Annotated in this window: 7 protein-coding genes; all 7 read left to right on the top strand. The window is 40.7% G+C overall.

All coding sequences use genetic code 11. The features are described 5' to 3' along the window. The first annotated feature begins 97 nt into the window (after nt 1-97). A complete protein-coding gene (locus LV92_RS05640; RefSeq protein ID WP_111622672.1) occupies nt 98-1387 on the top strand; it encodes a DUF5690 family protein in 1290 nt (429 codons plus the stop codon). 235 nt (nt 1388-1622) lie between these two features. After that, complete coding sequence (locus LV92_RS05635) at nt 1623-4766, top strand: SusC/RagA family TonB-linked outer membrane protein (protein ID WP_111622671.1); 3144 nt, start codon at nt 1623-1625, stop codon at nt 4764-4766. A 13-nt stretch (nt 4767-4779) separates the two neighbouring features. Continuing rightward, complete coding sequence (locus LV92_RS05630) at nt 4780-6261, top strand: SusD/RagB family nutrient-binding outer membrane lipoprotein (protein ID WP_111622970.1); 1482 nt, start codon at nt 4780-4782, stop codon at nt 6259-6261. A gap of 303 nt (nt 6262-6564) precedes the next feature. Further along, nucleotides 6565-8280 carry an alkaline phosphatase family protein gene (locus tag LV92_RS05625; RefSeq protein WP_111622670.1) on the top strand — a complete coding sequence of 572 codons (1716 nt, stop codon included), beginning with the start codon at nt 6565-6567 and terminating at the stop codon, nt 8278-8280. 27 nt (nt 8281-8307) lie between these two features. Continuing rightward, nucleotides 8308-9564: a ComEC/Rec2 family competence protein gene (locus LV92_RS05620; RefSeq protein ID WP_111622669.1), complete on the top strand. Its 1257-nt coding sequence runs from the start codon at nt 8308-8310 to the stop codon at nt 9562-9564. After that, entirely contained in the window at nt 9551-10915 is a 1365-nt protein-coding gene (gene pbfA / locus LV92_RS05615; protein WP_111622668.1) for a (R)-1-hydroxy-2-aminoethylphosphonate ammonia-lyase, read from the top strand. Before LV92_RS05620 ends, pbfA begins: the two co-directional genes overlap by 14 nt. Nucleotides 10916-11068: 153 nt before the next feature. Then, the gene (locus tag LV92_RS05610; RefSeq protein ID WP_111622667.1) at nt 11069-12667 is read left to right on the top strand and encodes a fibronectin type III domain-containing protein; all 1599 of its coding nucleotides are present in this window, start codon (nt 11069-11071) and stop codon (nt 12665-12667) included. Nucleotides 12668-12752: the final 85 nt, after the last annotated feature.

Here is a 12752-nt window from a genome sequence, read left to right as displayed (position 1 = left end):
TAATAACTTTAAAAAATTCATTTAAACTTAAAAAGGGGGGAATATTGTCTTTTAATATTTATCTTTTGAGAAAATTTACACCAAATTACCAACCTTTTTGAAGCTAGTAAAAAAAGATATTTCGTTTTTGCTATATGGGGCATTTGCCTCCTTTGGCACTTATTTCTGCATGTATGCTTTTCGCAAGCCCTTTACCGTGGCCACATTTGAAGATCTGTCCTTCGCCGGAGTAGATTACAAGATAATTTTGATCATTGCGCAGGTACTCGGCTATATGCTTTCCAAATTTATTGGGATCAAAGTAATTTCCGAGCTTCAGCCCAATAAGAGAATATATTATCTCTTGGGCCTTATTTTTGCTGCTGAGGTTAGTCTTCTTTTGTTCGCTATAACTCCTGCCCCCTATAATTTTATATTCATGTTTTTAAATGGACTTCCCTTGGGGATGGTCTGGGGAATTGTGTTTTCCTATTTGGAAGGTAGAAAGTTTACCGAATTTTTGGGTGTGGCTTTATGTTCCAGCTTTATTGTATCCAGTGGAGCGGTAAAATCGGTTGGTCTTTTGGTTATGGAAAACTGGCAGGTGTCCCAATTTTGGATGCCATCCGTTACTGGAGGTCTTTTTTTAGCTCCTTTTGTGTTTTTTGCCTGGTTGTTGAATAAAATGCCCCAACCTACCGAGGAGGATAAGGAACTTAGAACAGTACGGAAACCTATGACCGGAAAGGATAGAAAAAAAGTTTTTCTTGCCTTCCTCTTCCCGATTATAATTTTAGTTTTTTTCTACACTTTTTTAACGGCATTGCGCGACTTCAGGGATAATTTTTCAAGGGAGATTTGGGATGCCTTAGGTTTCGAAGGTGATGCTGCAATATATACCATATCGGAACTGCCTATCGCCATATTGGTATTGGTGATAATAGGTTTTTTGGGAGTGATTAAAAATAATTATAAGGCCTTTGTTTCCTATCACTATCTGTTGCTTTTTGGTACTATTGCCATTGGTCTTTCTACCTTGTTGTTTCAAATCAACTTAATTTCGCCAATACTATGGATGATTAGTGTTGGTTTCGGACTCTATATATGTTATGTACCTTTTAACTGTATTTTTTTCGATCGCATGATTGCCACTTTCCGCATAAAGGGCAATGCGGGTTACCTTATATATATTGCGGATGCCTTTGGTTATTTAGGTAGCATGGGGGTGCTGCTTTATAAGAATTTTGGTCAGAGCACCCTTTCTTGGCTCAATTTCTTTATGGCCAGCACTTATTTAATCGCCGTTTTGGGGACTATTATTACTCTAGTTTCACTTTTCTACTTTAAAAGAAAATACAAGAAGAATTTATTAGTGGAAAAGTCGGAAATACAATTGGCAGAGGTGTAAATTTTCTACGGTATATTCCCCATTATCACTCCTTACATTTCTTTTAGGGATGCACTTTTCTTAGAACTTCTTAAGTACTATTTTGTTCTTTTCTTGTTTCATTTGCCCCGTTAACGTTGTTTTAACAATTAAGCACATTTCATTGCAATCTTTTAATATTAATTGAGGGTTTAGTTAACCTATGCCTAGGATATTTGCGCTCACTAAATAATTAAAAAATCACAAACTAAAAAGAATGAACAAAACAAGTATTGTTATGGTATTTGCCTTTTTTGCATTTATCATGGGCCATTCCCAGGGAGTATTTACGGGAAAGGTTTTGGATGAGAACAATGGGCCTTTACCAGGGGCGTCAGTGGTCATTAAAGGTAGTGCCAAGGGTGTGGCTACCGATTTTGACGGAAATTTTGAAATTGAGTTAAATTCGGTAAACGATATCCTACTCGTTTCCTATATAGGATATATCCCAACCGAACTTGCCACTTCTGGCAAAACATCAGCGGAAATAGTACTTCTTCCCGATTCCGAAAAATTGAATGAGGTTGTTGTAACGGCTTTGGGAATTACCAGAGCGGAGAAAAAGATCGGTTATGCCACCCAAAAGATGGATGTGGAGATAATAGAGGAAATAAATGCGCCCAATGTGGGCAATTTATTTACCGGTCAGGTAGCGGGACTAAGCGTAAGCAATCCCACAGGACTATTTCAAAAGCCTTCATTTTCCCTAAGGGGCAAATCGCCTTTAATCGTAATAGATGGGATACCTGTGGAGACCGATTTTTATGATGTTTCTGCCAATAATATTGCCAATGTAAACGTCTTAAAAGGAACAACGGCTTCTGCACTTTATGGATCTAGGGGTAGAAATGGTGCCATATTGATCACGACCAAGAATGCGAACGTTGACGGATTGGAAATTTCGGTTTCCCACAATACAATGGTATCTGCGGGCTTCACTGTTTTTCCGGAAACCCAGACAGAATATGGTAACGGATCCAATGGAAAGTATGAATTCTGGGACGGTAAGGACGGAGGTATTTCCGATGGGGATATGATCTGGGGTCCCAAGTTTGAACCTGGGGTTTTGGTCTCCCAATGGAACAGTCCCATTTTGGATAATGTTACCGGGGAAACCATTCCATGGTGGGGCGATGTTTATGGTACCCAATATGACGATAAATCCCGATATTCCAGAGTGCCAACACCTTGGGAATATCACAATAACTTAAAGGATTTCATGGGAACCGGATATATTTCCAGTACGGATTTCTCCATATCGAGCAAATCCGAAAAAGGGTCGTTCCGTTTGTCAGGAAATTATTCCGACCAAAAGGATAGGGTTCCCAATTCTGGTCTTAAGACAGGGGGGCTGACTTTTAAATCTACCACCAACCTTTCCAAATCACTTACGTTGGACAGTAAATTGTCGTATAATAAGGTGTATTCCCCAAACTTTCCGAGACACGGCTACGGGCCAAAGAACCACATGTACACCATTCTGATCTGGATGGGGGACGATGTCGATGGCCAGGACTTAAAAGAGCATATGTACGTTCCCGGACAGGAAGGTTACAGACAGGCCAACTATAATTACGCCTGGTACAACAACGTTTATTTCGCGGCCAATGAATTGAACCAGAAATACGATGCCGATCTTATCAATGCCCAGATGGTACTTAAGTACAATATAGCCGAAGGTCTAAATCTACAAGGAAGGGGCTCGGCAGTGATGCAGGATATTTTTGAGGACAGACAAAGCCCCAAGACCTATTTAAACTATGGCGATGCCAGGGAAGGTGATTATAAGACCTGGAATTCCAAAAGGTTGACCGTAGACTATGATATTTTGGCTTCCTATACCAAATCTTTGACCGAGGATATCTCCTTGGACGTCAACGCCGGTGCTTCTACCTTTTATAGAAAATACCAGCAGGAATACAATTCCACGGATGGTCTTGTGGTACCTTTTGTGTATAGCCTTAACAATACCAGTGGCAATGTGGCTGCAACAACATATGTCGAAGAAAGGGCAACCAATAGTGTTTATGCTACTTTTGGAGTGGATCTTTATAATGCAGTGTTTTTAACAGCCGCCGCCAGAAACGACTGGTCTTCTACACTGCCTAAGGAAAATCGCTCCTATTTCTACCCATCAGTTTCTTTGAGTACGGTGGTATCCAATTTTGTAACTATGCCCGAGGCTGTGGATTATTTAAAACTTTATGGGTCATGGGCACAGGTTTCCAGTGATCTTAACCCTTATAGCACAGAATCCTACTACACCAATAGCGGGGTTTTTGGAGGAAATATAAAATTGCAGTATCCTAATGGCCTCGTAAATTCCAATATAGAGCCCGAAAGTTCCAATTCGTTCGAGCTTGGTCTTAGTTCTGCTTTTGTAAAGAATAGGCTTGCATTGGATCTTACTTATTATAATGTGGTAGACACCAACCAGATTATAGATTTGCCTATTTCCAACACATCGGGATTTGAAAACAGAAAGGTAAATGGCAACGAATATACTACCAATGGTCTGGAAGTGGTACTTAATGCCAAACCGGTCCTTACGGATGATTTTAGTTGGAACATAACTGCCAACTGGAGCAGAAAGGTTCAGAAAATCACGGAAATATATGGGGACAATACCACTTATAACAATTTAAGGCTGAACGATAGGGCAGACAGCTACTATGCAACTGTGTGGCAGAAGTCTGCGGATGGGGATTTAATTTTAGGAACAAATGGATTGCCGATCAGGGATAACTACCCACAACTATTGGGACATAATGATCAGGATTGGACCCTTGGACTTCAGAATAGTTTTAAGTATAAGAACCTGACCGTTAACGTAGGCATAGACGGTGGCTGGGGCGGTCTAATCCGTTCCTTGACCGTTGAGAAAATGTGGTGGGGCGGCAAGCACCCTTATTCTACGGAGTATAGGGATGCGGAATATGCTGCCGGGGTTCCGGTATATGTACCTGATGGGGTGCAGATAGCCAGTGGTGAACTGGTACGGGACGTTAAAGGGGATGTTATTTCCGATACTAGGACCTACACCCAGAATACCACGGCGGTTAGCTGGCAGACCTGGGGTCAACAATATCCCTATAGAGCTGCCGTGACCTACAAGGAAAACGAGAAGTTTGCCAATATTTTCGATCGAAGCTTCTTTAAATTAAGAACCCTTTCCTTTAAATATGATCTCACCGAACTGGCCAATATCAACGGTGTAAAAAATCTTGATGTAACCCTTAGCGGCTATAACTTATTGGTTTGGAAGAAGGCTGATATCATTGATCCGGATTTTGGGAACGACAATAATTTACAGGATCCTTCCACTAGGTACATTGGTATAGGCGTTAATGTTAAATTTTAGAAAAAGACACAAAATGAAAAAAATAGGAATTTTATTTAGCCTAACAGTATTGATGGCCCTTACAGGCTGTCAAGATCTGACGGAATTGAACGACAACCCAAATAATGTAAGTGAAACACACCCACAGTTATTGTTGACCAATATTGCAAACAATGCTTTTGAAGTTGATGGCACTGGGGCCATGTACGCATCCCGTATTTTGGTGCAGACCGATGGGGAGAACAGTGGCCAATATTACAACTGGGACCGTGCCAGTTTTGACGACTATAATATGTTGGGGGAGGTTACCAAAATGATGCAGGAGGCAGAACGTATAGAAAGTGATGAATATATTGCCCTGTCCAAATTTTTTAAGGCATTTTACTTCTATAACCTAACCCTTACATTTGGCGATATTCCTTATAGCGAAGCCCTTAAAGGGGAAATAGAAGAGCAGTATTTGCCCAAGTATGATACCCAAAAAGAAGTTTTTGTTGGGATATTAAAGGAATTGTCGGAAGCCAATGATCTTTTGGAAGGGAATACCAACATTATTGCCGGGGATATTATTTTTGGTGGGAATACTACCAAATGGCAAAAATTGGTCAATTCCTTCAGATTAAAGGTTCTTATGACCCTCTCCAAAAAGGTTGGCGATGCCGACTTGAACATAATAAGTTCCTTTGCCAATATATATAATAATGAGCCCATAATGGAATCTAACGAGGACAATGGCCAGTTGGTCTTTTTGGACGAGGAAGGAAGCAGGTATACGGAATTCAACTCCAGTGGTTATGGATCAGGAATGTATATGTCCTCAACTTTTATCGAAATGCTTCAGGACAGACAGGACCCTAGGTTGTTCATTTATTGTGGACAGACCAAAAATGCCAAAGAGGCAGGATTGGCCATAGATGATTTTATGGCCTACGAAGGTGGAGATCCCTTGGCACCTTATGCAGAGGTAAATGACAAGGCCGCTGCAGGCGATGTATCTAAGGTAAACCTTAGATATACCACAGACCCTACTACCGAGCCGCATAACTTGATGGGATATTGGGAATTGGAGTTTATATTGGCCGAGGCATCCGTTCGTGGATGGATCGCTACCGATGCAATGGAGCATTATGAAAATGGCATAAAATCATCTTTCGATTTTTATAATACCTATGCCAAGGATTTTGAAATTTATGTGGAGCCTACGGATGCCGACACCTATCTTTTGGGGGCAGAGGTGGCGTTCGATAATAGCTTGGCCACAGAAGTGAAATTGGAGCTCATTTTGACCCAGAAATATTTTACTTCCTTTTTGCAAACAGGCTGGAGGGCTTATTTTGATCATTTAAGGACAGGTTATCCGGCATTTGCACAATTACCGGGAGCAACACCTCCTACCCGATGGATTTACCCTAATACTGAGTACAACAACAATTCGGCAAATGTAGCTGCAGCAATTGAAAGACAGTTTGGGGCCGGGAACGATAAAATTCGTGAAATAACCTGGTGGTTGGAATAATTTTCGGCACCAAAAAGGATTTTGGGGGCCTATTGCCGATATTGATTGACTAAACAAAACCCAAAACCAAACATAATTTGTCCAAGGCCATAGTGGTTTTCCACTATGGCCTTGCCTTTTTAGTTAATTAAGTATCGGCAATTATGATAGGAGGGAGTAAGCTTTGTATGGTGTCGGTAATTTTAAATATCATATAGAAATTATAGTTATAGTTACAAAAATTTAATATTATTAACTATTTAACTTAACTTAGTCACATGATATTTACACTTCTTCAATAATCAAAAATTAAAACCAATCAAAATGAGCAAAGCCAATTTTTTATTTAAAAACATCTTGTTTTCGGCTATTTCGGGCATCTTGCAAAAAGTTTTCGCTAAAGAATTATTGCTTAAAACAATTGCATTTATGATTATTTTCGGTTCATTTTGGTCCTGTGCCAAAAAAGATCATGATAATTCTCCCATAGTAAAACATGTGGTGGTCATTGGTTTTGACGGATTAAGTCCCGATGGATTGAAAAATGCAACAACCCCGACCTTTGATAAGATAATACGCGAAGGAGCTTCAACCATGCATGCCAGAGCCGTTCTACCTACAAGTTCCAGTACCAACTGGGCTTCCATGATTATGGGTGCGGGTCCGGAGCAGCATGGAATTACTTCCAATAGCTGGGAAAAAAACAATTTTGTTTTGCCCACAATTACCCAAAGTGAGGATTTTCTTTTTCCCAGCATCTTTCAATTGATAGATGACCAAAAGGAAAATGCGGAAATTGGAGCTATTTATCATTGGACGGGGTTTGGACGGTTGTTCGAGAAGGGTGCAGTGGATTATAATATAAGCCCTGATTCCGAAGATGAAACAGCAGCCTTGGCAAGTGCTTATATAAAAGACAAAAAGCCCACCTTCACTTTTATCCATTTTGATCACGTGGATCACGGGGGACACGAATACGGTCACGGGAGCCCTGAATACTATAAGTCCGTGGAAAAGGCGGATGCCATGCTGGCAGAAGTAATGGCAGCTATCAAGGCATCTGGAATGGCAGATGAAACATTGGTCATTATAAGCGCAGATCATGGTGGATTGGGTAAAGGGCACGGAGGGGAATCTTTACAGGAAATAGAAATTCCTTTTATCCTTTGGGGAAAATCGGTCAAGAAGAACCATGTGCTAAAATATCCGGTTTATCAATATGATAATGCCGCCACGGTTGCATTTGCTTTGGGAATAAAAACACCTATGGCCTGGATTGGCAGACCGGTAAAAAATGCTTTTGAAGGTTATGATCTTAGAGATGATTATCCAACAACGGAAAGAGTTGAAGAACCTGCTATTCTACCTGTGGCGACACTCAATAAAAAGGCTGGGGGTCTATTTGATGACACCGCGACCATTGTTATAAAAAATACAAATGGTACCGGTGAGATTAGGTATACCATGGATGGTTCCATGCCCAATGCATATTCTACCTTATATACAGAGGATGTAAAGACTACCGAAAATGTTGTTGTTAAAAGTGCTATTTTTAAAAATGGAAAAATTGCCAGCACGGTCTCGGAGGCTTTTTTTAGAATTAAAAATAAGACTATGGCGCCGCCCATATCTTATGAGGTATTTTATTTGGAAAACTTGACCAGCATTCCTAGTCTGGAAAATAAAAGACCGGATGCGAAGGGAACTTGTTTCGAAATTACTTCCGATGAGGTAAAGGAAGAAATCAGAAGCAATACAGTGGTTAGATTCAGCACCAGCATTCACGTTGAAAAGGAAGATAGGTTTACCTTTTATACCAATTCTGACGATGGAAGTAAATTATGGGTAAATAATGAATTGGTAGTGGATAATGATGGAGACCATGGGGTGATTGAAAAAAACGGCAGTATTTCCTTGAAGCCGGGGACCTACCCCCTACAAGTGGTGTGGTTTAATGGCGGCGGAAGTGGATGGTTGAACGTGGATTATCAAACTACGACCACTCCCAAACAAGTACTACCTTCTACAATTTTGAAGTAATTGGAAATAGCAGTAAAAAGATAGTCAATGAAACTGATATTCTTTCTTTTGTCCATATTGGTGGTAACGGCCCAAGACAAATTTGGGCAATTGCCACCTTGGGAAGAGGGGATGTTGGATATTCACCACATCAATACTGGTCGTGGGGATGCCGCTTTTTTTGTTTTTCCTGATGCCACCACTCTTTTGTTGGATGCAGGGGACATGTCCGAAACACATCCAAGAACTTTGTCTGCCAGAAATGCGGTTCAAAAACCCGATAATTCCAAAACGGCTCCTGAATGGATCGTGGATTATATACATCAATTTTTTCCTAAAAATCAACCAAAATATCTGGATTATGGTCTAATAACCCATTACCATGACGATCATTTTGGTGAGATGGATGTTAATAGGACAAGACATCCCAAAGGAGGTTATGGATTAACTGGAATGATGGAAGTGGGGAGTTTATTGCCTATCAAAGTCCACTTGGACCGTGGAAGTAATTACCCCATCGATTTAAAAAACCCTGTGGTGCAAAAGGAAATAAAGGCTAATGATTCCTATAGCATTATAGAGACCTTGCAAGAATATTGGAAGTATCTGGAATATCATGCCAAGGTGGATGGCATGGTTTACGAAACCTTAAAACCCGGGGCTATCAATCAAATCAATCTAAAAAAATCACCTAATAAATATTCCAATTTTAAAGTTCGTAATATTGCTGTTAATGGGGATATATGGACTGGAGTTAAAGGGTATTACTATTCTTTATTCTCTAAAGGGGAGTATCCAGGAGAAAACCCTTTAAGCACATGCCTTAAAATCACCTATGGAGACTTCGATTATTTTACCGGAGGGGATATAAGCGGAGTGGATGCGTTGGGACAAACTGATTTAAATGCCTTGGAAAGCCATGTAGCGCCGGTAATTGGTCCAGTGGATGTGGCCACTCTGAACCACCACGGGAACAGGGATTCCCAAAATTTGTTCTTTGTAAAAACAATTAGACCAAGAGTTTGGGTCCAACAGAATTGGTCATCGGACCATCCTGGGGAGGAAGTATTAAGGAGAATCACTTCTAAGACATTGTATCCTGGCGAGCGTGATTTGTTCTCTACGGTGATGTTACAGGCCAACAAGGATGTAATTGGCGATAAATTGGACCAGTATAAAAGTCAAAATGGCCATATTGTAATCCGAGTGTATAATCAGGGAAAGCAATATGATATCTACATCCTAAACGACAATACAAGAGAACGAGAAATAATAGCAAAATACGGACCTTATGAAGCAAGATAATTTGGGAATTGTTGCCCAGAACAAAAAAACCGAAGGGGATATTAATTTTACTCCGGCACGTGCTGCCTGGATGGACTCCCAGATAAGTGCCGGAACCAAGGAGATTTTGGAAAGGGACGCAAGATATTTTCTGCATCAATCTTTATCCACCCCTTGTTTGGACGTTTTACAAGCTTGCGAGGGTTCCTATATTGAAAATATATCAGGAAAAAAATACCTGGATTTCCATGGTAACAACGTGCACCAGGTGGGTTACGCCAATCCACAACTAATTGAAAAAATTATTCAGCAATTAAGGGTTTTGCCTTTTTCCCCAAGGCGTTATACCAATATACCGGCCATTGATTTTGCCGAGAAATTGGCCTCTTTGATGCCATCTGACCTTAACCGGGTGCTACTAACGCCCAACGGTAGTTCTTCTATAGGGATAGCCTTAAAATTGGCGAGGGCCGTTACGGGAAGATTTAAAGTGGTTTCCTTTTGGGATTCATTTCATGGGGCCTCCCTGGATGCCATTAGTGTGGGTGGGGAAGCCGTATTTAGGGAGTCTATGGGGCCTTTAATGCCGGGCGTAGAGCGTATTCCCCCTCCGATAACCTATCGCGGTATTTTTGAGGATAATGAAGATAAATGTTTGGAATATTTGGAATATGTATTTTCCAAAGAAGGCGATATTGGAGCTTTTATTGCCGAAACTATCCGGAATACCGATGTGCAATTGCCCTCCAAATCATTTTGGAAAAAGGCAAGGGAACTTTGTAACAAATACGGGGTATTGTTAATTCTTGATGAAATTCCCATAGCTCTGGGGAGAACTGGTAAAATGTTCGTTTTTGAACATTATGATATTGAACCGGATATATTGTGTATCGGCAAAGGATTGGGAGGCGGTATTTTTCCACAGGCCGCAATAATTACCAGGGACGAATACAACAAATTTGGGGATATTTCCCTGGGGCATTATACCCATGAAAAAAGTCCGTTAGGTGCCGTGGCAGGTCTGGGCACCATTGCTTTTTTGGAAAATGAAAAAATATTGGACAAGGTCAGGGCAGATGAGAAATATATGAAATCGTCCTTGGCAGCATTGCAATTAAAATATCCCCTTATTGGCGATGTTAGGGGCATGGGATTATTGTGGGGCGTGGAACTGGTATTGGATAAAAAAACCAAGGAAAAGGCTATCAATGAGGCCGAAGTGGTCATGTATGAATGCCTGAAAAGAGGTCTTAGTTATAAGGTATCCGCAGGTAATGTACTGCAATTGTCACCAGCACTGACCATAAGCAGAAAAGAACTGGATATGGCGCTAAATATTCTGGATGAAAGTTTGGCATTAGTGCATTCTTAAAAAGAAGACCTCTCGACTGCGCTCGAGGGGACATAAGAGAACATTGTCAGGTCGAGCGCATCCCGATAACCATCGGGAGAGACCTAAATAATAATCAATGAATTAAATAATATCATTTTAGATAAAAGAGTCTATTAAAATATAAATAAACAGATGAACATTAAGAGTACAGCAATATTGTTTTTTACCATGGCATTCCATTTATTGGGCAGTGCCCAAAATGTAAAGGGAGAGTTTTTAATTCAACCCTACCTACAGGATGCAGAGCCCAATTCCATTAAAATTATGTGGGAAACATCGGTGGGAGAGGAAAGCATGGTGGAATGGGGATTAACACCAAAACTAGGAAAAAAGACCAAGGGCATTGCTTTTGACATCAATTTTAGTGAATCCCGTATCCATGAGGTAAAATTGGAGGGTCTGCAACGCTTTACGGAATATTATTACCGTGTAAAAACGGGAAAAATGGTTTCGGACATTTTTCAATTTAAGACCCCACCCTTTGCCAGTGACCATGAGTCCTTCAAAATTGTGGCTATGAGCGATATGCAAATCGACCATAATAATCCAAATAAATTTTCTGAAGTGGTCAATGATGGTATATTGCAATACTTGGAAAAGGAGTTTGGGGGCAAGCTTCCTAATAATTTGGCCATGGTAATGATTCCTGGCGATTTGGTTGAAAATGGCACCAAGTACTACCAGTGGAAAGAACATTTTTTTAATCCTGCCGAAAAGTTGTTTTCAGAAGTTCCGGTATATCCAGTTTTAGGAAATCACGAAAAGAACTCGGTGTTTTATTTTAAATACTTCAGCCTTCCAGAAAACGGTACCCCTGCCTATGCAGAACATTGGTGGTTTAAGGATTACGGGAATACCAGAATTATAGGGCTCAATTCCAACGATGGTTATAATAGCAGTAGGGATCAGTATGAATGGTTGCAAAATCTGTTGGATGAAACGGCCAAGAACGAGGAGGTGGATTTTGTTTTTGCCCAATTGCACCATCCCCACAAATCGGAACTTTGGATTCCTGGAGAGGAGGATTTTACTGGAAAGGTGGTAGCCCTTTTGGAGGCCTTTACCACGAAGACTGGCAAGCCCAGCATTCACTTTTTTGGTCATACCCATGGCTATTCAAGAGGACAGTCCAAGGATCATAAACACCTATGGATCAATGTTGCCTCGGCAGGAGGAGCCATTGACAATTGGGGGGAATTTGAAGGTAGGGATTACGATGAATTTACGGTAACCCAGGACGAATACGGTTTTGTGATGGTGGAAGTTGATGCCAGCCTTGAAGACCCTAAGTTTACCATAAAGAGAATAAGTCAGGGGAACGAGGAGCTGGAACGGAAAAACGAACTAAGGGACAGCCTTGTAATATTTAAAAATGAAAGAAAACCTGGGGTGCCCAGTGTTATCTCACCCAATAACGAAACGGTTGATTTTACAGGAACTACCCTAAAAGCAGGGGATTTCAACAGCACCTTTAGCAATGCTTTCCATGCGGCCTCCCATTGGCAGATTGCAGAGAGCAATGACTTTCAAAAGCCAATTTTTGACAGCTGGAAACAATATGAAAATTGGTACTACAAGGAAAATAGGCAAAAAGATGACGACCTTACCGATGAAAAAACAACTAGATTAAAATCCGGCACCACCTATTATTGGAGGGTTCGCTACCGCGACCAAAATTTAAATTGGAGCGATTGGTCCAACTCTGCCTCCTTTACCACGAATATTGAATAATTTATCAAGGGTTTACAAACTAAAAGGCGCCCTATGTAGTTCTAATATTATCTTGAACCGTCTAAGATTTAACGGGCTATTTAGG

The organism is Arenibacter echinorum (genome assembly GCF_003259375.1).
GTDB lineage: Bacteria > Bacteroidota > Bacteroidia > Flavobacteriales > Flavobacteriaceae > Arenibacter > Arenibacter echinorum.
The sequence above is the reverse complement of the archived record's forward strand: the minus strand, read 5'-3'. Positions and strand labels throughout refer to the sequence as shown.